The sequence below is a fragment of the Massilia sp. PAMC28688 genome (genome assembly GCF_019443445.1).
Lineage (GTDB): Bacteria > Pseudomonadota > Gammaproteobacteria > Burkholderiales > Burkholderiaceae_D > Telluria_A.
Genome location: NZ_CP080378.1, coordinates 2,828,584 through 2,854,220, shown reverse-complemented (window position 1 = coordinate 2,854,220; position 25,637 = coordinate 2,828,584). Strand labels below are relative to the sequence as shown.

23 protein-coding genes are annotated in these 25,637 nt (G+C 64.4%); 13 read left to right on the top strand and 10 right to left on the bottom strand.

From position 1 onward, the window contains the following. The first annotated feature begins 36 nt into the window (after positions 1 to 36). Positions 37 to 834: an SMI1/KNR4 family protein gene (locus KY495_RS12835; protein WP_219879822.1), complete on the top strand. Its 798-nt coding sequence runs from the start codon at positions 37 to 39 to the stop codon at positions 832 to 834. A gap of 7 nt (positions 835 to 841) precedes the next feature. Here the strand turns inward: KY495_RS12835 and KY495_RS12830 are convergent, their stop codons facing one another. The 3 genes from KY495_RS12830 to ybaK all read right to left on the bottom strand — a co-directional run bounded on the left by KY495_RS12830 (position 842) and on the right by ybaK (position 2,787). Next, positions 842 to 1,486 carry a DsbA family oxidoreductase gene (locus KY495_RS12830; RefSeq protein ID WP_219879821.1) on the bottom strand — a complete coding sequence of 215 codons (645 nt, stop codon included), beginning with the start codon at positions 1,484 to 1,486 and terminating at the stop codon, positions 842 to 844. Positions 1,487 to 1,595: 109 nt separating this feature from the next. After that, on the bottom strand, positions 1,596 to 2,240 hold the full coding sequence (gene plsY / locus KY495_RS12825; protein ID WP_219879820.1) for a glycerol-3-phosphate 1-O-acyltransferase PlsY: 645 nt from the start codon (positions 2,238 to 2,240) through the stop codon (positions 1,596 to 1,598). Positions 2,241 to 2,295: 55 nt separating this feature from the next. Further along, positions 2,296 to 2,787: a Cys-tRNA(Pro) deacylase gene (ybaK, locus tag KY495_RS12820; RefSeq protein WP_219884235.1), complete on the bottom strand. Its 492-nt coding sequence runs from the start codon at positions 2,785 to 2,787 to the stop codon at positions 2,296 to 2,298. 38 nt (positions 2,788 to 2,825) lie between these two features. On the opposite strand from ybaK, the gene KY495_RS12815 reads away from it, so the two are divergent. Continuing rightward, a complete protein-coding gene (locus tag KY495_RS12815; RefSeq protein WP_219879819.1) occupies positions 2,826 to 3,779 on the top strand; it encodes an endonuclease/exonuclease/phosphatase family protein in 954 nt (317 codons plus the stop codon). 20 nt (positions 3,780 to 3,799) lie between these two features. On the opposite strand, the gene KY495_RS12810 is transcribed toward KY495_RS12815, so the two are convergent. After that, positions 3,800 to 6,277, bottom strand: a complete 2,478-nt coding sequence (locus KY495_RS12810) for a bifunctional diguanylate cyclase/phosphodiesterase (RefSeq protein WP_219879818.1) — start codon at positions 6,275 to 6,277, stop codon at positions 3,800 to 3,802. Between the two features lie 325 nt (positions 6,278 to 6,602). On the opposite strand from KY495_RS12810, the gene KY495_RS12805 reads away from it, so the two are divergent. Together KY495_RS12805 and KY495_RS12800 are read left to right on the top strand one after the other, a co-directional pair. Next, complete coding sequence (locus KY495_RS12805; RefSeq protein WP_219879817.1) at positions 6,603 to 7,805, top strand: efflux RND transporter periplasmic adaptor subunit; 1,203 nt, start codon at positions 6,603 to 6,605, stop codon at positions 7,803 to 7,805. A 3-nt stretch (positions 7,806 to 7,808) separates the two neighbouring features. Next, the gene (locus KY495_RS12800; RefSeq protein ID WP_219879816.1) at positions 7,809 to 10,925 is read left to right on the top strand and encodes an efflux RND transporter permease subunit; all 3,117 of its coding nucleotides are present in this window, start codon (positions 7,809 to 7,811) and stop codon (positions 10,923 to 10,925) included. Positions 10,926 to 11,030: 105 nt separating this feature from the next. Here the strand turns inward: KY495_RS12800 and KY495_RS12795 are convergent, their stop codons facing one another. From KY495_RS12795 to KY495_RS12785, 3 genes are all read right to left on the bottom strand, one after another. Beyond that, positions 11,031 to 11,207 (bottom strand): hypothetical protein, encoded by a 177-nt coding sequence (locus tag KY495_RS12795; protein WP_219879815.1) that lies wholly within the window; start codon positions 11,205 to 11,207, stop codon positions 11,031 to 11,033. A 78-nt stretch (positions 11,208 to 11,285) separates the two neighbouring features. After that, complete coding sequence (gene xerD, locus KY495_RS12790) at positions 11,286 to 12,191, bottom strand: site-specific tyrosine recombinase XerD (RefSeq protein WP_219879814.1); 906 nt, start codon at positions 12,189 to 12,191, stop codon at positions 11,286 to 11,288. Beyond that, on the bottom strand, positions 12,164 to 12,688 hold the full coding sequence (locus tag KY495_RS12785) for a methylated-DNA--[protein]-cysteine S-methyltransferase (RefSeq protein ID WP_219879813.1): 525 nt from the start codon (positions 12,686 to 12,688) through the stop codon (positions 12,164 to 12,166). The genes xerD and KY495_RS12785 overlap by 28 nt, the downstream gene beginning before the upstream one ends. A gap of 446 nt (positions 12,689 to 13,134) precedes the next feature. On the opposite strand from KY495_RS12785, the gene KY495_RS12780 reads away from it, so the two are divergent. Together KY495_RS12780 and KY495_RS12775 are read left to right on the top strand one after the other, a co-directional pair. After that, positions 13,135 to 14,118: an IS5 family transposase gene (locus KY495_RS12780; RefSeq protein WP_219879812.1), complete on the top strand. Its 984-nt coding sequence runs from the start codon at positions 13,135 to 13,137 to the stop codon at positions 14,116 to 14,118. Positions 14,119 to 14,365: 247 nt separating this feature from the next. Then, entirely contained in the window at positions 14,366 to 14,752 is a 387-nt protein-coding gene (locus tag KY495_RS12775; protein WP_219879811.1) for a DUF3052 family protein, read from the top strand. Here KY495_RS12775 and queG read toward each other — a convergent pair. Then, positions 14,665 to 15,837: a tRNA epoxyqueuosine(34) reductase QueG gene (queG, locus tag KY495_RS12770; protein WP_219879810.1), complete on the bottom strand. Its 1,173-nt coding sequence runs from the start codon at positions 15,835 to 15,837 to the stop codon at positions 14,665 to 14,667. The two genes, KY495_RS12775 and queG, sit on opposite strands and share 88 nt — an antisense overlap. A gap of 81 nt (positions 15,838 to 15,918) precedes the next feature. On the opposite strand from queG, the gene tsaE reads away from it, so the two are divergent. The 3 genes from tsaE to KY495_RS12755 are packed head-to-tail and all read left to right on the top strand — an operon-like array spanning position 15,919 to position 18,651. Next, a complete protein-coding gene (tsaE, locus tag KY495_RS12765; RefSeq protein WP_219879809.1) occupies positions 15,919 to 16,404 on the top strand; it encodes a tRNA (adenosine(37)-N6)-threonylcarbamoyltransferase complex ATPase subunit type 1 TsaE in 486 nt (161 codons plus the stop codon). Further along, on the top strand, positions 16,368 to 17,840 hold the full coding sequence (locus KY495_RS12760) for an N-acetylmuramoyl-L-alanine amidase (protein ID WP_219879808.1): 1,473 nt from the start codon (positions 16,368 to 16,370) through the stop codon (positions 17,838 to 17,840). The genes tsaE and KY495_RS12760 overlap by 37 nt, the downstream gene beginning before the upstream one ends. A gap of 10 nt (positions 17,841 to 17,850) precedes the next feature. Beyond that, a complete protein-coding gene (locus tag KY495_RS12755) occupies positions 17,851 to 18,651 on the top strand; it encodes a D-hexose-6-phosphate mutarotase (protein ID WP_219879807.1) in 801 nt (266 codons plus the stop codon). 4 nt (positions 18,652 to 18,655) lie between these two features. Here the strand turns inward: KY495_RS12755 and KY495_RS12750 are convergent, their stop codons facing one another. Both KY495_RS12750 and KY495_RS12745 read right to left on the bottom strand, forming a co-directional pair. After that, a complete protein-coding gene (locus KY495_RS12750) occupies positions 18,656 to 19,693 on the bottom strand; it encodes a carbonic anhydrase (protein WP_219879806.1) in 1,038 nt (345 codons plus the stop codon). Between the two features lie 116 nt (positions 19,694 to 19,809). Continuing rightward, positions 19,810 to 20,448 carry a VTT domain-containing protein gene (locus tag KY495_RS12745; RefSeq protein ID WP_219879805.1) on the bottom strand — a complete coding sequence of 213 codons (639 nt, stop codon included), beginning with the start codon at positions 20,446 to 20,448 and terminating at the stop codon, positions 19,810 to 19,812. Positions 20,449 to 20,584: 136 nt separating this feature from the next. On the opposite strand from KY495_RS12745, the gene KY495_RS12740 reads away from it, so the two are divergent. From KY495_RS12740 to miaA, 4 genes are read left to right on the top strand one after another with little or no spacing between them, the layout of a single operon-like run. Continuing rightward, the gene (locus tag KY495_RS12740; protein ID WP_219879804.1) at positions 20,585 to 21,523 is read left to right on the top strand and encodes a peptidylprolyl isomerase; all 939 of its coding nucleotides are present in this window, start codon (positions 20,585 to 20,587) and stop codon (positions 21,521 to 21,523) included. A gap of 59 nt (positions 21,524 to 21,582) precedes the next feature. Then, complete coding sequence (mutL, locus tag KY495_RS12735) at positions 21,583 to 23,454, top strand: DNA mismatch repair endonuclease MutL (RefSeq protein WP_219879803.1); 1,872 nt, start codon at positions 21,583 to 21,585, stop codon at positions 23,452 to 23,454. Further along, complete coding sequence (locus tag KY495_RS12730; RefSeq protein WP_219879802.1) at positions 23,454 to 24,680, top strand: multidrug effflux MFS transporter; 1,227 nt, start codon at positions 23,454 to 23,456, stop codon at positions 24,678 to 24,680. Before mutL ends, KY495_RS12730 begins: the two co-directional genes overlap by 1 nt. Beyond that, entirely contained in the window at positions 24,677 to 25,636 is a 960-nt protein-coding gene (miaA, locus tag KY495_RS12725) for a tRNA (adenosine(37)-N6)-dimethylallyltransferase MiaA (RefSeq protein WP_229518287.1), read from the top strand. Before KY495_RS12730 ends, miaA begins: the two co-directional genes overlap by 4 nt. Position 25,637 lies beyond the last annotated feature (1 nt).

Genomic DNA, 25,637 nt, shown 5'->3' with positions numbered 1-25,637 from the left:
TCCACCCCTCCCGCATAAATGAATAACAATACAATATTGACTAAAGAACTAGACGAACTGACACGTGCGCGGCTGAAGCGGGAGCTGAGCTGGGGCGCATCCAAGCCCACGGCCGACCGCTATCAGCGCACCACCGACCTGCAGCGTGCCATCCTGGACCAGTACGGGCGGCGCGGGGCGGAATTCATCCTCGAGCAGCAGGGGCTGCGGGCGCGGACCGATGCCGGCTGCCCATGGCCGGTGGCCGGCATGGCACCGGCCGACGCGGTGGAGCTGGTGTTTGGCGAACTGGCGGCCGTCTTGCCGCGTTTCGTCGCCGTGCTCCAGGAACGGGTGCGCTGGGTGATTCCGGCGCGCCGGGACGACGCGTGGATGCTCGCTTACCTGACCGACCGGGTACTGCACGACGGGCGCCCCCACTTCCAGCTGGTACTCGGGGGCGCCCCCAACGCCAGTCCCTCCCTGTCGCCGCGTGCCCAATACATGGGCTGGAGCGTGCCTGACTCCCTGCGCAGGCTGTGCCTGGTCCACGATGGCATCTGCAGCGGGGCCGAGAGCATCCTGTCGGCCCGCCGCATGGCCGACCTGGGCGAGATCATGGCGGGGATTGAAGAGGAAGCGCCGCGCCCCAGCCATGCCTGCAAGGACTTGCTCGAGTTTCATCCGGATGGGGTGGGCAACTGCCAGGCGTTTTTCCGCCGCAGCAGTCGCGATACGGATCCGTCCACCGTGTTCTGGGACCACGAAAGCAACGAGTTGTCGCGGGAAGCCTCGTTCTTCGAGTACGTCGATCGCACGCTGTCCCTGCCCCTGCACGACGAAGCGCGCAGCTGAGTCTTGCCTAGCTGGCGGCAGCGATCTGGCGCAGCGCCTGCTCGAAGATGTCCGGTGGCTGCCCGCCGGAAATGAGGTGGCGCTGGTTAATGATGATGGCAGGCACGGCCGTGATGCCCTGGCGCTGGAAAAACTCTTCCTGTTCGCGCACCTCGTTGGCGTAGGCGCCGCTGGCCAGCACTTCGGCTGCCTCGGCCGAATCGAGTCCGATCTCGCCGGCCACCCGGGTCAGCACGTCGTGCGAGCCGGGGTTTTCGCCGCGCGTGAAATAGGCTTCAAACAGGGCCATCTTCAGTTCGCGCTGACGGCCCTGCATGTCGGCCCAGTGCAGCAGGCGGTGAGCGTCAAAGGTGTTGTAGATGCGGCCGCGCTTGTCCATGTCGAAGGTAAAGCCCAGTTCGGCGCCGCGCTCGCGGATCATGGCGCGCGTTTTGGCGCCCTGTTCCTCCGACGCGCCATACTTGCGCTGCAGATGTTCGCCAATATCTTCGCCTTCCGGCGCCATCTGGGGATTGAGTTCGAACGGGTGAAAGTGCAGGTCGGCGCTGGCCACGTCGCCCACCTTGTCCAGGGCTTGTTCCAGCGACTTGAGGCCGATCACGCACCAGGGGCAGGAAATATCGGAAACGAAATCGATGCGGAGCTGTTTCATGGCAAGGCCCTTGTTAGCGATGGAGCAGCTATTTTAAAGCCTGGCCAGAAATGCCGTCGCAAGGTGCACGGCGCTGCATGGCCGGGACACCCCACCAGCGGTCGTGCCGCTACTGTTTCTTGCCGCCCGTCTTGTTTCCGGCAGGCGCCGACTTGCTGCCGATCCGGCTTTCCTTGCCGGCGATCAGGTTGCTGATGTTGTCGCGGTGACGGAACACCAGCAGCGCACTCATGGCAAGGACCGCCAGCAATATTTCAATCTGGTCGGTGCCAAACAGCAGGCCAAAATAGAAAGGCGCGAAAATCGATGCCACCAGCGCCGCCAGCGAAGAGTAACGGAAGGCATACGCAATCACCAGCCAGGTGACCAGCGTGGCCAGGCCAAGCCAGACGTTCAGGCCAATGAGTACGCCCAGCGCCGTTGCCACACCCTTGCCGCCGACAAAGCGAAAGAAAATCGGATACAGGTGGCCCAGGAACACGGCCAGCGCCACCAGCGCAATGCCCAGATTGCCCACGCCAAAACGCTCGGCCAGCAGGTCGGCCAGCCACACCGCGAACCAGCCCTTGGCGGCGTCCCCGATCAGGGTCGCAATGGCCGCCTTCTTGTTCCCGCTGCGCAGCACGTTGGTGGCGCCGGGATTTTTCGAGCCATAGGTACGCGGATCGGACAGGCCGAAGACGCGGCTCGTGACCACGGCAAAGGAAATCGACCCGATCAGATAGGCGACGATGGTGAAAATAATGGTGTACATGCTGTCTCTCTCGATTACACCCGGATAGCGGGTGCCGGGCCGTGAATATACACCATCATTCGGCCAGTGCGCACTGTACCGGCCTTGCAGTGAGGCAATCAACCAACGCCTGCGGCGCCAGGCCCACGAGGTAACCGCGGCGCCCGCCATTGATATACATCTTTTCCAGCGCCAGGATGCTTTCTTCCACATACACGGGCAGTGGCTTGCGCGTGCCAAATGGCGAGGTGCCGCCCACCAGGTAGCCGGAATGGCGCTGGGCCACGTCGGGCTTGCAGGGCTCCACCGACTTGCAGCCGATGGCGCGCGCCAGGTTCTTGGTCGAGACCTTGCAGTCGCCATGCATCAGCACGATCAGGGGGCGCGCCGCCTCATCCTGCATCACCAGCGTCTTGACCACGGCGTGTTCGGGCACGCCCAGCTCGCGCGCCGACACGCGGGTGCCGCCATGTTCTTCATACGGATACGGGTGTTCGCTGAAATCGACACGATGCTTGCGCAGGAACTGCGTCGCGGGTGTCTCGGAGATATGCTCTTTCCTGGCCATGCGTGATACGCTCAAGATTCGATGAGGAGTTTCTTATTATGCAGCAAGAAATCCGCTTTGCCACCTTCAATGTCTTCAACCTGGCGCCTGCAGGCCAGCAGCTGTATGAAAACCTGGCACCGACCAGCGCCGCGCAATACGAAGCCAAGCTGGACTGGACGGCACGCCAGATCGACCTGATCGATGCGGACGTGATCGGATTTCAGGAAATTTTTTCCCAGGCTTGCCTGCGCGAGGTGCTGGCACGTACCACGCGCTATCGAGACGCCGTGCACGTGGGCTTTGACCCCGATCCCGGCGCCGACCGCCTGACGCCCTCGGTGGCGCTGGTGTCGCGCCTGCCGCTGGCCGGCAGCGGCGTGTCGCTGGCGGACTTCCCGTCCGGCGTGGCCCTGCCCGCCGGCACCCGCGATGCCGAAGCCTTTTCGCGCGCCGTGGTCCATGCTCCCGTGCGCCTTGGACAGGACTGCATTGTCGATGTGGTGGTGGTGCACCTGAAATCGAAGCGCCCCGATTACCGCGCCGGTGACAGTGCCGAAGACCCGCTCCTGTTTGGCCAGGCCTGCCTGCGTTCGCTCGTGCGGCGCGGCACCGAGGCGGTGGCCCTGCGCGTCATGCTGACCGGTATGGCGCAGCGCTATGGGCGGGCGCAAGTGGTCATGGGCGACTTCAATGATGTGGCCGACGCCGTGACCACCACCATTGTCATGGGCGAGGGATCGCCTGTCCAGACCCGCCTGTTCGATGCCTTCCAGCTGCAAAAGCGCCAGGATTGCATGCGCCACGTGGGCTTTTCCATGCTCAATGACGGCAACTATTCCACCATTGACCATATCCTCGTGTCGGCCCAGTTCAACCCCCTGCTGCCCGGTGCCATCGGCGAAGTGGCCGATGTGGTGTACCTGAACGATCACCTGGTGCTGGGTCTGCCGCAGGCGTCCGACCACGGGCAGGTGGTGGCCCGGCTGCGCCTGTACGACGGCGCCGCATAGCCCGATAGCCGGTTAGCCGGCTACTCCTGGCGGCGCCAGCGCGCAGGGTCGGGCGCGCTCTGCGGTTCGCCCGCGTAATGTCCCTGGTAAATGTCGCAGCCCAGCTGCTGCAGGAATTCCAGCTGGGCCTGCGTTTCCACGCCCTCGGCCACCACCCGCAGCTTGAGGCTGCGCGCCACGGCAATGATGGCGGTAATGACGGCGGCGTCATCGGGCTTGCCGGAAATGTCTTGGATGAAGGTGCGGTCGATCTTGAGCCGGGACAGGGCGACATGGCGCAGGGCGCTCAGCTTGGAGTAGCCCGTACCGAAGTCGTCAATGGTCACGCCAATGCCGCGCGCGCGCAGCGCGCTGACCAGGGCCGCGGTCTGGCCGTCGCGGCCCATGATGGTCGCTTCCGTCACTTCCAGCTCCAGCAGCGCGGGCGTCAGGCCGGACTCGGCCAGGGCAGTGTCCACGCTGGCCAGCAAGTCGGGGCTGTTGAACTGCGCCGCCGACAGGTTGACCGCCACCGTGACGGGAAAGCCGGCGTCGCGCCAGCCGCGCGCCTGGCGGCACGCTTCCTGCAGCACCCAGCGCCCGATGGGGACCATCAGGCCGCATTCCTCGGCCACGCCCAGAAAGTGCTGCGGCATGAGCAAGCCGCGCTGCGGATGGCGCCAGCGCAGCAGCGCTTCCACGCCCACCGTCTGGCCGCTGGCAATGTCCACCTCGGGCTGGTAAGCCAGTTCGAATTCATGGTTGGCCAGGGCGTGGCGCAGGCTGTTTTCAAGCTGGACCCGTTCCACGACGCGCGCGTTCATGTCGGGATTGAAAAAACTGAAGGCATTGCGCCCGCCTTGCTTGGCGTGATACATCGCGACATCGGCATGCCGTAAAAGTGTATCAATATCCTGGCCGTCGGTGGGATACATGGCAATGCCGATCGAGACCGACAGGCTCACGCTGTGACCATCCGTGTGGACCGGCTGGGCCACTGCCTGCATCACGGTGGCAGCGACATGCCCGGCCTGGTCGGCCCCGCCGACATCGGCCAGGATGACGACGAATTCATCGCCGCCCTGGCGGCTCACGGTATCGACCCCGCGCACGCAGCGCGTGAGCCGGCCCGACACTTCCCGCAGCACGGCGTCGCCCACATGGTGGCCGAAGCTGTCATTGATGCCCTTGAAGCGGTCGAGGTCGATGAACATGACGGCCACCTGGGTCTTCTTGCGGCGCGCCACCCCCAGTGCCTGCTGCAGCCGGTCCAGGAACAGCACCCGGTTGGGCAGGTCGGTGAGAAAGTCGTGCTCGGCCAGGTGGCGCTGATGTTCTTCGAGCCGCTTGCGGTCGGTGATGTCGGACAGGATGGCAATGTAGTTGATGACCTGGTCGGCACTGTTGCGAATAGCGGTCAAGGCCACCCACAGGGGATGCTCCTCGCCCTGCTTGCGCGCGCTCCAGAGCTCGCCTTCCCAATAGCCATTGGCGGCAACGAAACGCCAGATCTGATCGAAAAACGCCGGCTCATGCCCGCCTGCGCGCAGCTGCGGCAATTCGGCCCCGGCCACCTCGCTCATGGCGTAGCCGGTGATGTCGGTAAACGCCTGGTTAATGGCCAGCACGCGCCGCTCGGGGTCGGTAATGGCGATGGCGTCGCGGCTGTTTTCAAACACTTGCGCGGCCCTGAGCAAGGTGCTTTCCGATGCCTTGCGCACGGAGATGTCGTGCAGGACCGCGTATGACAGGAACTGGTGGTCGAGCGTGACGGAAGTGAGCAGCACTTCCGCCCAGAAGGCGGCCCCGTCAGGCAGGCGAAATTGCCATTCATAGCGCCGGTTGCCTTCGAGGAAGTTCTGCGAGGACTGGGTCGCATCGGCCATGAGGGAAGACTCGCCCGAGGGCTGCACGGGCGGGGAAAAATCGACCAGGGTGCGGCCGGCAATGTCGTCCAGCCGCTGGCAGTGGAACATGGCCAGGGCGGCCGGATTGGCGTCAATGATGCGATTGCCTTCGATCAGCAAGATGGCATCGTTGGAGCGCTCGAACAGCTGGCGGAAATTGACGCCCGCTTCCAGCAAGGCCCGTTCCTCCACCTTGCGCTGGCTGATGTCCACTTCCATGCAAAAGATCTGCTGGGGTTCATTGTTGCGCATGACGGGAAAGTGGGTGGAATACATCCACACATGCCCTCCGTCGCGGCGCCGCACATGCCAGTCGCGCGGCTGGGGCGCCTGGCGGGTGTGCCAGATGGCAGCGAGGGTGGCGTCGAACTCTTGCTGGTCGTCAAGGTGCGTCACGAGGGCGCCCAGTGGCTGGCCCACGGCCTCGCGCGCCGGTATCCCATACAGCTGCTCGCAGGTATGGTTCCAGAAACGGACCAGGCCGTCCCGGTCAATGCTGTGGACCGCCACCGTGGGCGCCAGTTCCAGCGCCGCCACAAAGCGGTACAAGGTGTCGAGCGCTTCGCGGCCCGGCCCGTCAGGTTCATAACGTCGTGCTTCAGCAGTATCCATACCCACAGACATCCTTGTGAAAATAAGGGGGCTCGCGAATGACAAGCCATCCCATGCCAATTCTTCTCCATCGCCATCGCACGCCCTTTGCGAACGCGCAAACGGGATTCTGACCAAAGCGAACACAGCCGGGATTTCGGCGCTGCGGCTTTGCGCTTCATCGCCCTTTTCTGCAGTTCGTCGTGCTGAAACGGCCACCTGTCGCAATCCGTCCCCTGCTTTCCTTGCTCTTTTTTATAGTGTCACCATGCGCCGTACGCTCCACCTTTGAACAAGGCGGAGCACAAGCGCCTCCAACGCTATCTCAACAACAAGATCAATGACCATGAAACTAGAAACCCTGCCCCGCGCCGCCGTCCAGCCCACCGTTTCGCCCAGGCGCTGGAAGGCGCCGCTGGCCGCCTTGCTGGTCGCGGTGCTGGCAGGCGGTGGCTGGTATGCCATGCAGGCGCCCGCCAAGCCCGCCGCGCCAGCGCCGGCCATGGCCGATGGCAAGCCCGTCATCGATACCTACGAACTGGGACGGGGCGACATCGCCGCCGTCTCGGCCGGCACCCTGCGTGTCAGGCTGCCGCTGTCCGGTTCGCTCACGCCCCTGACCCAGGCCACGGTGCGCGCCAAGGTGCCAGGCGTGGTGATGGATGCCGATGTGCGCGAAGGGATGCAGGTGGCGGCCGGCCAGGTCATCGCACGCATCGAACAGGCCGACCTGGGCGCGCGCGTGGCCCAGCAGCAAGCCATGCTCGATGAAGCCAGCGCCCGCCTGTCGCTGGCGCGCAAGAACAATCAGAACAGCCAGGCGCTGCTCAAGCAGAACTACATTTCCCAGCAGGCCTACGACACCACCCAGAACTCGGTGGAGCTGGCCCAGGCCAATGTCAAGGCGGCCCAGGCCCAGCTGCAGCTGGCCAGGAATGCCCTGAACGACACCGCCATCCGCGCGCCGTTTGCCGGCATCATCAGCAAGCGCCATGTCCAGGCCGGCGAAAAGCTGGCGCCCGACATGCCGGTCTTTACCATCGTCAACCTCAAGCAGTTGACCCTGGAAGCCCAGGTGCCGGCATCGGAGATTCCGCGCATCAAAACGGGCCAGGCAGTGCAGTTCCGGGTCGATGGCTACCCGGGCCGCGAATTCGGCGGCAAGGTTGCCCGCATCAATCCCACGACGGAGGTCGGCTCGCGCGCCATGCTGGTGTATATCAGCGTGGACAATGCCGATACTGCCCTGTCGGGCGGCATGTTTGCCAAGGGTTTCATTACCACCGACCAGTCGGCCCCCCTGCCGCTGGTGCCGCTGGCGGCCGTGCGCCAGGAAAACAACAGTGACGTGGTCTATACCATCGAAGCGAACAAGGTGGTGGCGCGCCCGGTCACGCTGGGCCTGCGCAACGAAGACGATGGCATGGTGGCCGTCAAGGCGGGCCTGCAGGATGGCGCCACCGTCCTGCTCGGCAAGCTCGATGGCGTCAAGCCCGGCAGCAAGGTCAAGCTGCCGGCCGCCCCTGTCGTTGTGGCCGCGAAGGGGTAAGCCATGTGGATGACACGAATCAGTATCAACAATCCCGTCTTTGCCACCATGGTCATGGTGGCCCTGATGGTGCTGGGCCTGTTTTCCTACCGCGGCCTGGGCGTGGAATCGATGCCCAATGTGGCCATGCCGGGCGTGTGGATCGAGGTCGCTTACCCGGGCGCCTCGCCCGAACAGGTGGAAAACGATATCGTGCGCCCGCTCGAAGAAGCGCTCAACTCGGTCAGCGGCGTCAAGAAGCTCGAATCGAATTCATGGGAAGGGCGCGGCGGGGTGTCGGTGCAGCTGGCCCTGTCGGTGGACGTGGAACGGGCCGTCACCGACATCCGGGCCAAGGTGGGCCAGGTACGGCCGGGCTTTCCCAAGGAGGCGCGCGAACCCTACATCCAGCGCTGGGAAGGTGACAATGCCCAGCCCGTGATCCGCATGTCGCTCATGTCCGAGCAGCGCTCCATCCGCGAGCTCTCCGTCATGACCGAGCAGATCATCAGCAAGCGACTGCAGGGCGTGGCCGGGGTGGGCCAGGTGCGCGTCAACGGCAAGACCAACCGCCAGGTGCTGATCAACCTGCGCCCGGATGCGCTCACCAGCCAGAACGTGGGCGTCGATGAAGTCTTGCGCGCCATCCAGAATACCAATGCCAATCTGCCGGCCGGCAATATCAGCTATGGTGCCAGCGAGCGCCTGGTGCGCATCGAGGGCAAGATCCGCGACGTGCGCGGCTTTAACAAGATCATCGTGGCGCGCCACGCCAATGGCCCCGTCTACCTGGAACAGGTGGCCGAGGTGGTCGATGGCGAGCAGGAAGAGCAGTCGCTGTCGCGCATCAATGGCCGGCGCGCCATTTCCATTGAAGTGATCAAGGTGCAGGACGCCAACGTGGTGGAAGTGGGCCAGGGCGTCAAGGCGGCCATCGCCAAGCTCAAGGGCGCGGTGCCGGACGACGTCAAGATCGAGATCATCGAAGACCAGTCCTTGTTTACCGAAGCGCAGCTGGCCAACGTCAAGCGCACCATCATGGAAGGCGCGCTGCTGACCATGGTGATCGTGTTTTTCTTCCTGCATTCGTGGCGCAGCACCATCATTACCGGCTTGACGCTGCCGATCTCGGTCATGGCCAGCTTCATCGCCATGAAGTTTTTCGGCTTCACGCTCAACTTCCTGACCCTGATGGCGCTGTCGCTGTGTATTGGCCTGCTCATTGACGACGCCATCGTGGTGCGCGAAAACATCGTGCGCCACCTGGGCATGGGCAAGAGCCACGTCAAGGCGGCCAACGATGGCACCAATGAAATCGGCCTGGCCGTGATGGCCACCACCTTTGCCATCGTGGCCGTGTTCATCCCGGTCGCGTTCATGGATGGCATCATCGGCAAGTTCTTCCTCCAGTTCGGCATTACCGTGGCCGTGGCGGTGCTGGTGTCGCTGTTTGTCAGCTTCACGCTTGACCCCATGCTGTCGTCGGTCTGGCCCGACCCCGTCCAGGACCGCTTCAAGTACCTGCCGTGGCTGGGCCGCGCCATGGACAAGGTGGAGCTGGGCATCGACCGGCTGCACCTGTGGTACGGCAAGACGCTGGCCGTGGCGCTGCGCTGGCGCAAGGCCACCCTGACGCTGGCACTGGTGCTGTTCATCGCCAGCCTGGCCCTGGTGCCGAAGATTGGCAGCGAAATGGTGCCCCAGGTGGACAACGGCTTCATCCACCTGCGCTTCAAGGCGCCGATCGGCTCGAGCCTGGAATACACGGACAGCAAGGTGCGCCAGATCGAGGCGGCGCTCAAGGAATTCAAGGAAATCGAGACCGTGATGGCCAACGTGGGCACCTGGGACGGGCGCAACACGGCCCATGTCAATGTCAAGCTGGTCGACAAGAACAAGGTCAAGCGCCGCTCCCAGAAGGAGATGGAAGGGGTGATCCGGTCCCGGCTCGAACCGATTGCCGGTGTCAGCATGTCGGTGGGCTGGAAGCCGGTCTTCATCAACATTCTCGGGGCCGACGAAGCCAAGCTCGACGCGGTGGCGCGACGCCTGATGGAAAAGGTGAGCGCGGTCAAGGGCATCACCGACATGGAATACAGCCAGGAAGGCGCCAATCCCGCCACCGTCGTCAAGATCAACAATGAACTGGCCAGCGATCTGGGCGTGTCGATCCAGCAGGTGGGCGCGGCCCTGCGTCCCTTTGTTGCGGGCGACCAGGTCAGCCGCTGGCTGGCGCCGGACGGCCAGAACTACGACATCAATGTGCAGCTGCCCAAGTCGGGCCGCCAGAAAGTGGCCGACCTGGCCGACCTGTCGGTGGCGTCCACCCGGCGCGATGCGGCCGGCAACCCGATCATGGTCCCGCTGCGCCAGTTTGTGCAATTCGTGCCGGCCACCAGCCCGCAGGTGCTCAAGCGCCTGGCGCTGGAACGCCGGGTCGCCATCTATGCCGGCGTGCAGGGCCGCCCGAATGGCGACGTCCACAAGGATGTGCAAAAGATCATGGCCGAGTTTGATTTACCTGCCGGTATCCGCTTTGAAGTGGGCGGCGACGCCGAGGAAATGGCGGAAACCATGGGTTCGGCCGGGGCCGCGCTCGGCATCGCGGTGGTATTCATCTACCTGGTGCTCGCTTCGCAGTTTGGCAGCTTCCTGCAGCCGGTGGCCATCATGGTGTCGCTGCCGCTCTCGCTCATCGGGGTCTTGCTGGCCCTCCTGGTCACGGGCAGCACGCTCAATATCTTTTCGGTCATCGGCGTGATCATGCTGATGGGCCTGGTGACCAAGAATGCCATCTTGCTGGTGGACTTCACCAACCAGGGCCAGCGCGAAGGCAAGGGCCAGTACGAAGCCATCATGGATGCCGGCCAGGTGCGCCTGCGCCCCATCCTCATGACCACCCTGGCCATGATCTTCGGCATGCTGCCGATGGCCATCGGCATGGGCGAAGGCTCGGAAATGCAGGCGCCGATGGGCCGCGCCGTGATCGGCGGGGTCATCACGTCCACCCTGCTCACCCTGGTGGTGGTGCCGGTGGCCTACACCTACCTGGATAACCTGGGCAAGCGGGCGGTACGCTACTTCAAGGGCGACCACGATGCGCATGCCGAGCCGGCGCCGGAACCGAAGCTGGTTGCCTGAACCGTGGCCTGAAGCCGGCACCGGCGGTTCGCCCAAGAACAAGCCCCCGCTTTCCGTCAGCCATTGACGGGAAGCGGGGGCTGGTGGCAAGTGCGGGGAACTGCTTTATTCTTGGGTATCGGTCGTGCTCTCGGCGCTCTCTTCATTGGCTTCTTCGGCGCCGCCATCGGGCGAGGCCGGCGCATTCTTCGCTTCTGCTTTCTTCCTGGCTTTTTCCTCGGCCTTTTTCTTCTTCTCTAACTCCCGTTGCCGCTTTTCGTACGAAAAATTGGTTTTAGCCATGAATCACCTCTTATGTTGTCTGCGGGAAAATTGTCGTGTGGGGTCCATTATGACGCAGTTAGCCACTCTGCATTTAATTTAACCACGTGGATGGTGCTGGGCGTGCAGCTGTTTCATGCGCTCCCGCGCAACATGGGTGTAAATTTGTGTGGTGGAGATATCGGAGTGTCCCAGCAGCAGTTGCACCACGCGCAAGTCGGCACCGTGATTGAGCAAATGGGTGGCAAAGGCGTGGCGCAGGGTGTGCGGCGACAGGGGCGCCGTGATGCCGGCCCGGGCCGCGTGTTTCTTGATCAGGATCCAAAACATCTGGCGCGTCATGGGGCCGCCCCGTCCCGTCACGAACAGGGCATCGTCCACCTGCCCGTTCAGAATCACCCCGCGCGCCTCGCGCACGTAGCGCTCGATCCAGGCGCGCGCTTCCTGCCCGAACGGCACCAGGCGCGTCTTGCTGCCCTTGCCCGTGATGCGCAGCACGCCATCGTTCAGGCTCAGTTCAGTCATCTTGAGCGTGACCAGTTCCGACACCCGCAGCCCGCTCGCATACATCAGTTCGAGCATGGTGCGTTCACGCAGGCCGAGCGGCGTGGCCACGTCCGGCGCCTGCAGCAGCGCTTCGACCTGCGCTTCGCTCAGGGTATGGACAAAGCGCTGCGGCTGGCGCGCCGAGGCCAGCTTCAGGCACGGGTCGGCGCTGATCTGGTGCTGGCGCAGGGCCAGCTGGTAGAAGCGTTTCAAGACGGACAGGCGCCGGTTGGCCGAACTGGGCTTGGTGTCGGCGTGGCGCTCGGCAAAATAGGCATCGAGGTCGTGCGCCTCGACCGCGTGCAGGCTGGCGCGCTGGGGACGGGTCACTTCCAGCCAGCGCGCAAATAGTGTCATGTCGCGCCGGTAGGCGTCCAGCGAGTTTTTTGCCAGTCCATGCTCGAGCCACAGGCTGTCGCAAAAGGCGTCGATCAGGCGAAGATTGATTGCTGCTGCCATGGAGTATTGCTCACGCCCTCATGCTTGAGCAGCCAGCGCTTGACGCTCAGGTGGAAGCCATGCTCGTCGTCATGGCTGGCAAAGCCGCCCAGCCCGCCGGCTGCCGTCACGCGGTGGCAGGGCACGAGCAGGGGAAACCAGTTGGCGCCGCAGGCCTGACCGACCGCGCGCGGGGCCGAACCGATGGCGCTGGCCACCTGCCCGTAGGTCCGCACGGTGCCGCGCGGGATGGCGGCAATGGCGCGCCACACGGTGCGCTGGAAGGCGCTGCCCACTTCCGGCACGGCCAGGGTGAAGACAAAATCGGGATCGGCCAGGTAGCGCGCCACCTGCAGCGCCGCCTGTTCGGCCTGGGCGTCAAGGGCAGCCTGTTCACTAAAATGGGGCGGCAGGTAGACCAGCTCGCGCAGGCTCCCCGTTGCGGTGCGAATGCCGATGGCCCCGAACGGGGCCGGCACGATGGCGGAAAACAGCGCGCTGCTGGGGTCAAGTGTCATGGGGCACAGTATAACGCCGGCAGCGCCTGCAGGAAGCGGCGGCCATTCGGACGGCCGAAAAAAAACGCACCTTGCGGTGCGTTCCAAATTTTGTTCACGTTCCCGGCCGTTTGGTTGGACCAACAGCATTCTGTAAAACGCGCGTCTCCTCGATATTTCTCCGGCATGAATTACCGTTATTTTATCTACCTACTCCCCAAACCTACCCACATTCTGTGCCCCCGGTGCACCATGTTGGTGCCGAAGCGGTGCTAATCATAACTTATTTAAATTTGGAAATTGTGGCTTTTATGGCACGCGAGTTGAAATTAATTCAGGTTTAAATCAAATTCTTTGATCTCGGGGCGATTTGTGCTAGGGAAGCACTGATTAATTCGAGCGCGCCTGTTTCCATCGTCAGCCAGACCTGAGACAATACCGGTACTTTCACCGCGCCGCCATCGATCATGCAAAAGAGCTTTTCCGACCTTGAGTACGCCGCTAAGAAGAAGCTGACGCGCCGCGACCGCTTCCTCGCTGAGATCGACGTGGCGACGCCGTGGGGCAAGCTGCATAAGCTGATCGAGCCGCACTATCCGAAGGTGACTGGTGCAGGCCGTCCGCCGATCGGCTTGGCGCGCATGCTGCGCATGTATGTGGCCCAGCAGTGTTTTGGTCTGTCCGATGAGGGTATTGAGGACGCCATTTACGACAGCCAGGCGATCCGCGCTTTTGTTGGTATAGACCTCAATCGCGAGAGCGCACCGGACGCGACGACGCTGCTCAAGTTTCGCCACTTGCTCGAAGCAAAGGGGCTGACGCAGAAGATCTTCGAAGCGATCAACGCGCACCTGGCGGCCAAAGGATTGATGATGCGCGAAGGGACCATTGTGGATGCCACCTTGATTGCCGCGCCACCGTCGACCAAAAACAAAGACGGCGAGCGCGACCCGGAAATGCACCAATCGAAGAAGGGCAATGACTGGCATTTCGGGATGAAAGCGCACATCGGCGTTGACGCTGCATCGGGCCTTGTGCATACCGTCGTGGGCACCGCTGGCAATGTCTCCGATGTGACGCAAGCACACGCTCTGCTGCACGGCGATGAAGTGGCGGCCTTTGGCGACGCCGGTTATCAGGGTGTTGAAAAGCGGGCCGAGAACATCGGCAAACCGGTGACTTGGCACGTGGCGATGAAGCGCGCTAAACGCAAGGCGCTGCCGAAGAACAAGCTTGGCCGCATGACCGAGAAGCTTGAGCATCTCAAGGCGAGCGTGCGCGCGAAAGTCGAGCATCCATTTCATGTCATCAAGAACCTGTTCCGTCATCGGAAGACGCGTTACCGTGGTTTGGCGAAGAACACCGCCCAGTTGTTCACGCTGTTCGGCTTCGCCAATCTGGTACTGGCCGGCAGGCGATTTACGATCACTGAAACCCGAAGAGCGTCCTGAGCGCCGAAAGGCGCAAGGAATACTGCAATTTCGTTGAAAACCCGGCAGAAACGGCACCGAAAAAGCGCGTCGCGATTCTTCGGCGAGGTCGATTCCTCCAAATTTCGGGAACCCGCTGAAATCGTCAATTGATCAGCGCCTCCCTAGGGCCGAAAAAAAGGCGGCGCGCCGGGCGAACCTTCGTCCGCGTCAACGATCTCACTCTTTCCAGACAGCGGTTTCAGCCCGTTTTTTTCGGAGGACAACTGTGACTGATAAGACCATTGCCGACAAGCTCTACCTCAAGACCGTCAAGTCGCTGGCGGTGTTCAATGGGGGCGTCAATCCATCCGTGGTGGGGGAGCTGCCCGACGACATGCTGCGCGAAGGCGAGGAGGTGGCCGACATCGTGCTCCTGTTCGCCCTCAACCAGGCCGAGCTGGAAAAATGGTGGGACCAGGCCATGGCCCGGCTCGGTGACAAGGGCTCGCTGTGGATTGCCTACCTCAAGCCCACCGCGCCCAAGGCAACCGATATTGACCGCGACAAGATCTTTGCCTTTGCCGCTCAGCGCGGCGTGACGGGTGTGGCCATGATTTCGCTCGATGGCGACTGGTCGGCCGTCCGGCTCAAGCGCATGGCACCGTCCGGATAAATACCGTGCCGGGCCAGCGCCCAGGCCACATGCTCGCGCACCATGGCCGAGGGGTGCGCGCTACGCGCCTGCAGGGCCGCCACCACGGCCGCATCGCCCGGCATGGCATCGGCCGCATTGCCCAGGCCCACCGCCAGGTTGCGCAGCCAGCGCTCGTGGCCAATGCGGCGTATGGGACTGCCTTCCAGGCGGCGGTTGAATTCACCATCGTCCCAGGCAAACAGCGCGGCCATGCTCTCGCTGCCCAGGCTGTTGCGCTCTTCAAAGTCCGGCACCACGGCGCGCTGGGCAAACTTGTTCCAGGGACAGACCGTCTGGCAATCGTCGCAGCCGTACACGCGGTTGCCGATCAAGGGGCGCAGCGCTTCCGGAATGCTGCTTTTGAGTTCGATGGTCAGGTAGGAAATGCAGCGCCGTGCATCGAGCCGGCCCGGGCCCACGATGGCCTGGGTGGGACAGACATCGATGCATGCCTGGCACTGGCCGCAGTGGGCGTCCACGGGCCCGTCCACCGGCAAGGCAATATCGACCAGGATTTCGCCCAGAAAAAACATGGAACCTGCCTCGCGGTTAAGCATGAGGGTGTGCTTGCCGCGCCAGCCCAGCCCCGCCTTTTCGGCCAGCGGCAATTCCATGACGGGGGCGGAATCGGTAAATACCCGAAATCCATACTCACCCGTCACCGTCCGGATGCGCTCGGCCAGCTGCTGCAGGCGGCTGCGCAAGACCTTGTGATAATCGCGTCCGCGCGCGTAAATGGAAATGACGGCCGCCCGGGGGTCGGCCAGGCGGGCCCGTTCCCGTTCGCGCCAGTCGTGCGGTGTCGCGGCCGGCAGGTAATCCATGCGCGCCGTGATCACGCGCACCGTGCCCGGCACCAGTTCAGCCGGACGGGCGCGCTTCATGCCGTGGCTTGCCATATAATCCATCTCGCCATGGCGGCCCGCGTCCAGCCACGCCTGCAGGCCCGCTTCCGCGTGCGTCAGGTCGACGTCGGCAATGCGCACCTCGGCAAAGCCAAGTTCGGCACCCCAGCGCTTGATGGCCAGCGCCAGTGCGGACAGGTCGGGAGGGGTAGGCTGCATGGAGATGTTTTCGGCTTTACAATGGCGTGCGCGCCGGCGCAGTCACACCGCGCTTCACTTCGACACAAGACATTCTATTCGATGCCGCATTTTACAGCCCATCTTGACGATGACAGCCACACCGCCGCCCTCGGCGCGGCCCTGGCGCGGGTGCTGGTGCCGGGCCTGGTCATCCATCTCGATGGCGACCTGGGCGCCGGCAAGACCGCCCTCACCCGCGCCCTGCTGCACGCGGCCGGCCACGTGGGCAAGGTGAAAAGTCCCACCTATACCCTGGCCGAACCGTACAGCATCGTGCTCGGCGGGCAGGCCGTGCAGCTGATCCACTTTGACCTGTACCGCATGGCCAGCCCGGAGGAATTTCTCGACGCCGGCTTTCGCGAAGACTTCAATGGCCGCAACATCTGCATCGTCGAATGGCCCGAGAAAGGCGCCCCGGTATTGCCCCCGCCCGATGTGCTGGTCCGTTTGAACGTCGCCGGCGCGGGTCGTGATGTAGAATTGCAAGCGTTGTCCGACCTGGGTTTGCTATGTCTCGACCGTCTCACCTTCGCACCACACCGCTGACGTCCAGCCCCGTGACCCGCCGCACCGTGCTCAAGGCCGGCGGCACGCTGCTCCTGTCCGTCACCCCGCTGCTGCCCGCGATGGCAGCCCAGATCCTGGCCGTGCGCGTCTGGCCCGCGCCCGACTACACCCGTGTCACGCTGGAAAACGACTCCATCCTCAAGGCCACCCATTTCACCGTGCCCGACCCGCACCGGCTGGTGGTGGACATTGAAGGTCTGGCGCTCAACGCCACGCTCAAGTCCCTGGTGGCCAAGATCCAGTCTGAAGACCCGTACATCAAACAGGTACGGGTGGGCCAGTACCAGCCCAACATCGTGCGCCTGGTGTTTGACCTGAAGGAAGAGATCACGCCCCAGGTATTCCAGCTGGCGCCCGTGTCGCCCTACAACCACCGCCTCATTTTCGACCTGTATCCGGTCAAGGTGGTCGATCCGATCGCCGCCATGATTGAAAAGGGCGACTGGTCGCCATCGGGCGCGCCGGCCGGCGTGGCGCAGCCGCCCGCCCCTGCCAATTCTGCGACCCCGGCCAGCCCGCAGCCGCCAGCCCCGGCGCCAGGCACTGCCGTGGCCGTGGCCCCGCCCGGCCCGGCACCGTCCGTGGTGGCGCCCCCGGTGCCCACTGCGCGCGCGCCCGTGCCGCCGCTGGCCCAGGCCCGGCCCGAGCCCGTCCCGCCGCCGGCCAGTTCCGCGCGGCCCGACAGCGCCCAGCCGGACAAGGTCATGCGCATGATTACGGTGGCCATCGATCCCGGCCATGGCGGCGAAGACCCGGGCGCCATCGGCCGCGCCGGCACGCGTGAAAAGGATATCGTGCTGGCCATTGCCAAGCGCCTCAAGTTCAAGCTCGAAGAGCAGCCCAATATGCGCGTCATGCTCACCCGCGACGGCGATTACTTCGTCCCGCTCGGCAAGCGCGTGGACAAGGCGCGCAGCGTCCAGGCCGACCTGTTCGTATCCATTCATGCCGACGCCTTTATCCGTCCCAGCGCGCGCGGTTCATCGGTCTTCGTGCTGTCTGAAAAAGGCGCGTCGTCCTCGGCCGCGCGCTGGCTGGCCAACAAGGAAAACCAGGCCGACGCCATCGGCGGGGTCAGCATGGCCACCCATGACCGCCAGCTGGCCAGCGTGCTGCTCGACCTGTCCACCACGGCCCAGATCAACGACAGCCTCAAGCTCGGGCGCGCGGTGCTGAGCGAAATTGGCGGCATCGCCCATCTGCACAAGGCCGCCGTCGAGCAGGCCGGATTTGCCGTCCTCAAGGCCCCGGACATCCCTTCGATCCTGATTGAGACGGCGTTCATTTCGAACCCGCAGGAGGAAGCCAAGCTGCGCGACAATGGCTACCAGGATGAAATCGCCAACGCGATCACCAAGGGCATCAAGACCTACTTCTCGCGCAATCCTCCGCTGGCCAAGGGCCGCATCAGCTGAAGGAACGACCATGACAACCATCGCCACGACGACCGTGGGCACCCTGCCCGCGGTCCGCATCACCGCACCGGATGGCGCACAGGCCACCGTGACCCTGTACGGCGCCCATCTGGTCTCCTGGATCAGCGCCGACGGCAAGGAGCGCCTGTTTTGCAGCACCCGCTCGGCCCTTGACGGCAGCCGCGCCATTCGCGGCGGCGTGCCGGTCATCTTTCCCCAGTTCGCTGAACGCGGCAGCGGCATGCGGCATGGCTTTGCCCGCGTGTCCACCTGGCGCCTGGCCGACAGCGGCGTGGACGAAGAAGGCGTGTTCGCCGTGTTCGCACTGACCCGCACCGACCTGGCGCCCGATATCGCGGCCGGCTTCCCGCACGGCTTTGAGCTGCGCCTGAAGGTGACGCTGGAACAGCAGCGGCTCTCGCTGGGCCTGGACGTGCGCAACACGGGCGACGATGAATTCGCGTTTTCAGCAGCCCTGCATACCTACTTTGCAGTCGATGCGCAGGACGGCGCAGCCATCCACGGTGTGGGCGACGATGCGCTGGCCATCAGCGACAAGCACGATGAGATTTACCGCGATGTGGCAGGTGCCATCGCCCTGTCCCACGCCGGCGGCAAGCTGCTGCTCAACCAGAGCAGCTTCACCGATGCCGTCGTATGGAATCCCGGCGCGGCCGACGCGGCCAGCTTGTCCGACCTGGAAGACGATGAATACCGGCGCTTCGTGTGCATCGAACCGGCCGTCATCGCGCCGCTCACTCTCAAGCCGGGTGGCGCCTGGCGCGGCGACCACAGCATCGATGCCGTGTGACGCCCTAGTTTGATTCCTTGACCACGCGGCCCGAGTGGGCCTGGATGGGCCGTGCATTGAGCGGATAGAGGCGCGCAAACAGCGCCATCTGGGCCGGCGAGGCCTGCACCGGCTCCTTCATCACCAGCCACAGAACGCCCTCGCTGCAGGGCGGCTTGGTGAGCGAACCCATATAAGTGAAGTACTCGCGGCGCAGCGGCAGCACGTCGGCCGGATTGAGGACAATGGCGGGCGTGACGATGTCATGCTTTTCCAGCGGCAGGTTGTTCCACACGGTCTGGATCATGTCCTGGGCACGGCCGCGTTCGAGCATGACCGAGACCACCGCCAGCCTGCCTTCCACATCCTTGTGTTCCAGGTGGACCACCATCTCGAACCCCTTGCCGTTGATGCGCTCTTCCGAGGGCCGGTGAAAGTGGAACTGCTGCAGCTCGTAGCTGCGTCCCTGCAGCGAGATCGAATTGCCGTGGCCGACATTGACCTGGATGGTATGGCCGTTGTCGACCACGTTGAACGACGATGGCCTGTAATCAAACGAAATCTGCTCCAGGTCCACCTTCATGCCGTCGCGCAGGTCGATCGGCGACTGGCGGTTGCCGGTGCCGCACTTGCTCCAGGCCGGGTTGCGCCCCCAGTTGGCGGGACCGGTCTCGCCTTCGTAGGACCAGTGGTTGCCGTGATAGGGCTTGACTGCCGGTTCCGCGGCCGCGACAAGCGCCGCGGCCTTGCGCGCCTCGGCTGCCTTGCGCGCCTTGGCGGCGGCCGCGGCCCGGGCCTTCTGGTTGGCGCGCATGGCGGCCAGGCGGGCGGCAATCTTGGCCGACAGTTCGGCTTCGGCTTCGGCCTCCTCGGCAGCGAGGGCGGCGGCGGTGGCCCTGGATGGCTTGCCCGGCCGGATCGATGGCAGGGCGGGCTTGATGGACGGCTCGCCCGCCTTGGACGCGGTGGCCGGGGCGGCGGGGCCGAGCGCGGGCGCAGGGTCGGCCGCGGCCGCCGTCGTGACGGCGAGGCTGCAGGCAATCAGGGCAAATATGTGGCGCATGGGAATCCAGAAAGTAAGCGTACTGTCTGGATATCGGCCCGTGGGGAGGAAAACTTGAGTATTGCAGCGCAAATGCGCGCACCTTGCCGCGCGCGCATGGCAAGGTGGCAAGCGACTTAGCGGGAAAGCATCTTGCGGCCGAACTTGTACAGGCCGCCCAATGCCACCGGTACCACGGCCGCCGCCACGCCGATCATGACGATGGTGGTCAGGTTGTCACGCACGATCGGCGTATTGCCGAACAGGTAGCCGGCGCTGACGAGGCTGACAACCCACAGGGCTGCGCCCGTGATGTTATAGAACTGAAACCGCGACTGGGTCATTTCGGACACGCCGGCCACGAAGGGGGCAAAGGTCCGCACCACGGGCACGAAGCGGGCCAGGATGATGGTCTTGCCGCCGTGCTTTTCAAAAAAGTTATGGGTCTTTTGCAGGGCATCCTTGTTGACCCAGCGGTAGTTGTGCGTGTATGCGCGCTGGCCGATCCGTTTGCCGATGTGGTAGTTGAGCGTATTGCCCAGCACTGCAGCGGCGATCAGCAGCGCCATCAGAAAGAAGTAATTCATTTCGCCCGTGGCGCAGGCAGCGCCGGCAATGAACAGCAGCGTGTCGCCAGGAAAGAAGAACAGCACGACCAGGCCGGTCTCGCTGAAAATAATGAGGAACAGCACTGCATACACGTACACACCGTATTGGCTCAGCAGGGTAGACAGCTCGACTTTCATGATCAAGTCGAAGATTTGCATCAGATCCATATTTATCCTAAAAGGTAGCCCACCATCATACCATTTTTGGCATGTTGAAATGATGCGCACACAAGTTTTCATCGTGCACACAAAGGGGATTACAATTCCCGGGCGCCAAGCCGGGCGCGCCTCTGGAGACAAGACGATGTACCTAGCCACCCGCACCATCGCAGCCCTCACCGCCACCCTGGCCATGACAGCCTACGCCCCGGCCGCGTGCGCCACCGAAAAGCCGCCCAGCGTCAGGCCGCCGCCGCCAAAGCCGACCGTGGCCGATGTCATCAAGGCCTCCAAGGCCAGCGAATGGCGCGCGCTGGACCCGGAAAACACGCTGTACATGCACACAGCGGCCGGCCGCGTGATCATTGAACTGGCGCCCACCTTTGCCCCCAACCATGTGGCCAACATCAAGACCATGGTGCGCGAAGGGTATTTTGACGGCCTGGCCATCATCCGCTCGCAGGACAACTGGGTGGTGCAGTGGGGCGACCCGGATGAAAAGAACCCCAGGCCCATGAAGACGGCCAAGGCCACGCTCAAGGGCGAGTTCACCATCCCCATGAAGAACGACAGTGCCTTTACCCGCCTGCCGGACCCGGACGGCTATGCACCGCAGGTGGGCCACTCCAACGGCTTCCCGTCGGCGCGCGATCCCAAAACAGGCCGCGCATGGCTGGCCCACTGCTACGGCATGGTGGGCGTGGGCCGCGACAACGACGCTGACAGCGGCGGCGGCTCGGCCCTGTACGCCGTCATCGGCCATGCCCCGCGCCACCTGGACCGCAATATCACCGTGGTGGGCCGCGTCATCTCCGGCATGCCCATGCTCTCGACCCTGCCGCGCGGGGCCGGGGCAATGGGCTTTTATGACAAGCCGGAACAGAACGTGCCCATCACGTCGGTCAAAGTGGCGGCCGACGTGCCGCCGGCAGAGCGCAGCCGGTTTGAAGTCATGCGCACCGACAGTGCCTCGTTCAAGGCGGCGGTCGAAGCGCAGCGCAACCGCGGCGGCCCGTGGACCGTGGTCCCGGCCGGGCACATCGACCTGTGTAATGCGCCCATCCCCGTGCGCGAGCAAAAATAGGCGGCAGTGACGCGCTCCCGGTTTCACGACCGGGGGTGGCGCAGGTTTATAATTCGCAGATGAATGCTCCCGTCCCCGCCCACCGCCCCATCCAGGCACTTCCCGACCAGCTGATTTCCCAGATTGCCGCCGGCGAGGTGGTCGAGCGGCCCTCCGCCGTGGTCAAGGAATTGCTGGAAAATGCGCTGGACGCCGGTGCCACCCAGATCACCGTGCGGCTCGAAGAAGGCGGCGTCAAACGCATTGCCATCACCGACAACGGGCGCGGCATCGCGCCCGAGCAGCTGCCGCTGGCACTGGCCCGGCATGCCACTTCCAAGATCGCTTCCCTCACCGACCTGGAAAACGTGTCCACGCTCGGCTTTCGGGGCGAGGCACTGGCCTCGATTGCCGCGGTGGCTGCCGTGTCGGTGACCTCGCGCACGGCAGACGCGCCGCACGCGTGGGAAATCGTCGGCTCGCACCAGGGCACGGTGGCGCCATCATCCGGCGCCTGCGGCACCACCATCGACGTGCAAGACCTGTATTTCAATACCCCGGCGCGGCGCAAGTTCCTCAAGTCCGAGCAGACCGAATATGGCCACTGCGCGGAAGTGGTGCGCCGCATCGCCCTGGCCCGTCCGGACGTCTCGTTTTCGCTTACGCACAACGGGCGCACCATCGACCACTGGAATGTGAGCGAACTGGCCAGGCGCAGCGCCCATATCTTGGGCAGCGACTTTGCCGAAGCGCGCCTGCCGATTGACGAATCGGCAGGCCCCTTGCGCCTGCACGGCTACACCGGCCTGCCCACCGCCTCCAAGGCGCGGGCCGACGGCCAGTTCTTTTATGTGAACGGGCGCTTTGTGCGCGACAAGCTGCTGGTGCACGCGGTGCGCGCGGCCTATCAGGATGTGCTGCACGGCGACCGCTTCCCATCGTATGTGCTGGCGCTGGACCTCGATCCCGCGCTGGTCGACGTCAACGTTCACCCGTCCAAGATCGAGGTGCGCTTTCGCGACAGCCGCGCGGTCCACCAGTTCGTGTTCCATGCGGTGCAGCGGGCGCTGGCCCTCACTTCTGCCACCAATTTCGGCAGCGCGCCCGCCCCGCTGCCGGCGGCCGAGGTGGCAAGCGGGATGCCCAGCTGGCGCCGCGAACACGAGCAGACCAGCTTTGGCTCGCAGCTCTCGGCCACCTTTTCGCCCTCGCCGTATCCGCTGCCGGGACGCCAGGAAGGCGGCGTGGCGCAGCGCACGGACAGCTACGGCGCCCTGTTTGCGCCCGACAGCGCGCCGGCCGCGCAGCAGCCCATGGCCCCCTACACCGCGCCCACGCACACCATGTCCAGCGACGAATATCCGCTTGGCTTCGCGCTGGCCCAGCTGCACGGCATCTACATCCTGGCCCAGAACACCAAGGGCCTGGTGCTGGTCGACATGCACGCCGCGCACGAGCGCATCCTGTACGAACAGATCAAGAATGCGCTGGACGCGCGCATCGACGGTCACGACATGCAGGTGCAGTCGCTGCTGATTCCCGTGACATTCTTTGCCGACGCCATTGAAGTCGGCACCGCCCAGGAAAACCAGGAGACGCTCAAGGCGCTCGGCTTCGACATTGCCGCGCTCTCGCCCACCACGCTGGCCGTGCGCTCGGTGCCCACGCTGCTCAAGAATGCCGATGCCCAGACGCTGGCACGCGACGTGCTGCGCGATGTACGCGAATACGGTGGCTCGCGCGTGCTGGTTGAACGGCGCAACGAGCTGCTTGGCACCCTGGCCTGCCACACGGCCGTGCGGGCCAACCGCATCCTGAGCGTGCCGGAAATGAACGCCCTGCTGCGCCAGATGGAAAGCACCGAACGCGCTGACCAGTGCAATCACGGCCGTCCCACCTGGGTGCAACTGGAGATCTCCGCCCTCGACAAGCTTTTTTTGCGCGGCCAATAATGAGCAAGGACCCGGGCGCCATACGCCCTCTCGCGCGCTTTGCGCATGCACCCATCCTGCTGCTGGTGGCGGCCTTTCTCATGCTGCAGCCGCTGTCGACCGACCTGTATCTGGCCTCCCTGCCGGGCCTGGCCACCTACTTCGGCGCGCCGCAAGCGACCGTGCAGCTGACGCTGTCGATGTTCGTGATCGCCTTTGGCGCCGCGCAGCTGGCCGTGGGCCCGCTGTCGGACCGCTTTGGCCGCCGGCCCGTGGTCCTCGGCGGCCTGCTGCTGTACGTGCTGGCCAGCCTGCTGTGCGCCATCTCGCCCACCATCGACCTGCTCATTGCCGCGCGCTTCCTGCAGGCGCTGGGCTGCTGCGCCGCCATCGTGATCGCGCGTGCCATCGTGCGCGACGCCTATTCAACCGAGGACAGTTCGCGCGTGATCGCCCGTGCCAGCACCTGGCTCTCGCTGGCGCCCTTGCTCGGCCCCATCCTGGGGTCCTACCTGCAGGTGACGTTCGGCTGGCGCGCCGCCTTTGTGGCGCTGTCGCTGCTGTCGGCCGCCATTACGGTAGCGGTAATCCTGCGCCTGCCGGAGACCAATGAACACAAGAATCCGCGTGCCACCGAATGGGCCGGGCTGCTGGAAAACTACAAACTCGTGCTTGGCACGCGCGAATTCTGGGCCAATGCCCTGCCCGGCGCACTGTCGTACGGGTCGATTTTCGCGTTCATTTCCGGTTCCTCGCCAGTCCTGATTCGTATCCTCGATGTGCCCACCGAATGGTTCGGCTACTGCTTCGCCATCGGCGTGTCGGGCTACATGGGCGGCACCATCGCGTGCCGCCGGCTGCTGGCCATGTTCGGCCCCGCCGTCACCCTGCGCATTGGCACCACCATGTCATTGATGGCCGGCGCCCTGTTCCTGATGGCAGCCGGGTTCGGGCTGTCGCACTGGGCGCTGGTGGTGGGTGCCATGTTCCTGACCATGGGCGCGCATGGCATCAACTTCCCCATTTCGCAGTCCGGCTCCGTGTCGCCATTTCCGCGCCAGGCCGGCACCGCGGCGGGACTCATGGGCGCACTGTACATGAGCATTGCGTTTGCGGTGGGGACCGCCGTTGGGGCCAGCTACAACGGCACCCTGATGCCGCTGGCCGTCATAGCCTGCACGCTGGGCGCGGCCATTTTTCTGTCCGCGCGGCTACTGGCGTTGCGCGTTATGGAGGCCACCTCATGAAGCCATTGGCTGTTGCCATCATGGGCCCGACCGCGTCGGGCAAAACCGCCGCCGCCCTGGCCATCGCCCGGGCCATCCCGGCCGAAATCATTTCCGTTGACTCCGCGCTGGTGTACCGCGACATGGATATCGGCACCGCCAAACCATCAGCCGAAGAACTGGCCAGCGTGCCGCACCACCTGATCGACATCATCGACCCGACAGAATCGTACTCGGTCGCCCAGTTCCGCGCCGATACGCTGCGCCTGGTGGCCGAGATCAGCGCGCGCGGCAAGCTCGCGCTGCTGGTGGGCGGGACCATGATGTACTTCAAGGGCATGACCGAAGGCCTGGACGACCTGCCCACGGCCGACGCGGCCCTGCGCGTGCGCATCGAGGAAGAAGCGGCGCGCATCGGCTGGCCCGGCATGCACGACAAGCTGCGCCAGGTCGACCCCGACACTGCCGCGCGGCTGGCACCGAACGATGCGCAGCGCATCAACCGCGCGCTGGAAATCTACGAATTGTCCGGCAAGCCGATGTCGCAGCTGCTGCTGGGACGCCCGCGCCTGGAGCTGCCGTTCGCGCTGCTGTCGTTCGCGCTGGAGCCATCGGACCGCAGCGTGCTGCACGGGCGCATCGCCACCCGCTTTGACCAGATGCTCGGCACCAGCGACGACGCTGGCCTGGTGGCGGAAGTCAAGCGCCTGCGCGCGCGCGGCGACCTGCATCCCACCCTGCCATCGATGCGCTGCGTGGGTTATCGCCAGGCCTGGGATTACCTCGATGGCGTGATTGACCGCCCGGCCCTGCGCGAAACGGGCATCATCGCCACGCGCCAGCTGGCCAAGCGCCAGCTCACCTGGCTGCGCGCCATGCCGGATCGCGTGGTGATTGATTGCCTGGCCGACAACCCGGCCGCGGTCATGCTTGAAAAAATCGCGACAACGCGAAAAACCTTGGGTTCGGGCGCTTGAC

What these genes read in the sequence shown, in the direction of transcription:
- ybaK (WP_219884235.1), bottom strand. Translation starts at nt 2,787, where the DNA reads ATGGCCAGGAAAGAGCATATCTCCGAGACACCCGCGACGCAGTTCCTG.
- tsaE (WP_219879809.1), top strand. Translation starts at nt 15,919, where the DNA reads ATGCCGCATTTTACAGCCCATCTTGACGATGACAGCCACACCGCCGCC.
- KY495_RS12795 (WP_219879815.1), bottom strand. Translation starts at nt 11,207, where the DNA reads ATGGCTAAAACCAATTTTTCGTACGAAAAGCGGCAACGGGAGTTAGAG.
- xerD (WP_219879814.1), bottom strand. Translation starts at nt 12,191, where the DNA reads ATGGCAGCAGCAATCAATCTTCGCCTGATCGACGCCTTTTGCGACAGC.
- KY495_RS12810 (WP_219879818.1), bottom strand. Translation starts at nt 6,277, where the DNA reads ATGGATACTGCTGAAGCACGACGTTATGAACCTGACGGGCCGGGCCGC.
- KY495_RS12750 (WP_219879806.1), bottom strand. Translation starts at nt 19,693, where the DNA reads ATGCGCCACATATTTGCCCTGATTGCCTGCAGCCTCGCCGTCACGACG.
- miaA (WP_229518287.1), top strand. Translation starts at nt 24,677, where the DNA reads ATGAAGCCATTGGCTGTTGCCATCATGGGCCCGACCGCGTCGGGCAAA.
- queG (WP_219879810.1), bottom strand. Translation starts at nt 15,837, where the DNA reads ATGCAGCCTACCCCTCCCGACCTGTCCGCACTGGCGCTGGCCATCAAG.
- KY495_RS12800 (WP_219879816.1), top strand. Translation starts at nt 7,809, where the DNA reads ATGTGGATGACACGAATCAGTATCAACAATCCCGTCTTTGCCACCATG.
- KY495_RS12815 (WP_219879819.1), top strand. Translation starts at nt 2,826, where the DNA reads ATGCAGCAAGAAATCCGCTTTGCCACCTTCAATGTCTTCAACCTGGCG.
- KY495_RS12805 (WP_219879817.1), top strand. Translation starts at nt 6,603, where the DNA reads ATGAAACTAGAAACCCTGCCCCGCGCCGCCGTCCAGCCCACCGTTTCG.
- plsY (WP_219879820.1), bottom strand. Translation starts at nt 2,240, where the DNA reads ATGTACACCATTATTTTCACCATCGTCGCCTATCTGATCGGGTCGATT.
- KY495_RS12755 (WP_219879807.1), top strand. Translation starts at nt 17,851, where the DNA reads ATGACAACCATCGCCACGACGACCGTGGGCACCCTGCCCGCGGTCCGC.
- KY495_RS12780 (WP_219879812.1), top strand. Translation starts at nt 13,135, where the DNA reads ATGCAAAAGAGCTTTTCCGACCTTGAGTACGCCGCTAAGAAGAAGCTG.
- KY495_RS12745 (WP_219879805.1), bottom strand. Translation starts at nt 20,448, where the DNA reads ATGGATCTGATGCAAATCTTCGACTTGATCATGAAAGTCGAGCTGTCT.
- KY495_RS12730 (WP_219879802.1), top strand. Translation starts at nt 23,454, where the DNA reads ATGAGCAAGGACCCGGGCGCCATACGCCCTCTCGCGCGCTTTGCGCAT.
- KY495_RS12740 (WP_219879804.1), top strand. Translation starts at nt 20,585, where the DNA reads ATGTACCTAGCCACCCGCACCATCGCAGCCCTCACCGCCACCCTGGCC.
- mutL (WP_219879803.1), top strand. Translation starts at nt 21,583, where the DNA reads ATGAATGCTCCCGTCCCCGCCCACCGCCCCATCCAGGCACTTCCCGAC.
- KY495_RS12785 (WP_219879813.1), bottom strand. Translation starts at nt 12,688, where the DNA reads ATGACACTTGACCCCAGCAGCGCGCTGTTTTCCGCCATCGTGCCGGCC.
- KY495_RS12830 (WP_219879821.1), bottom strand. Translation starts at nt 1,486, where the DNA reads ATGAAACAGCTCCGCATCGATTTCGTTTCCGATATTTCCTGCCCCTGG.
- KY495_RS12760 (WP_219879808.1), top strand. Translation starts at nt 16,368, where the DNA reads ATGTCTCGACCGTCTCACCTTCGCACCACACCGCTGACGTCCAGCCCC.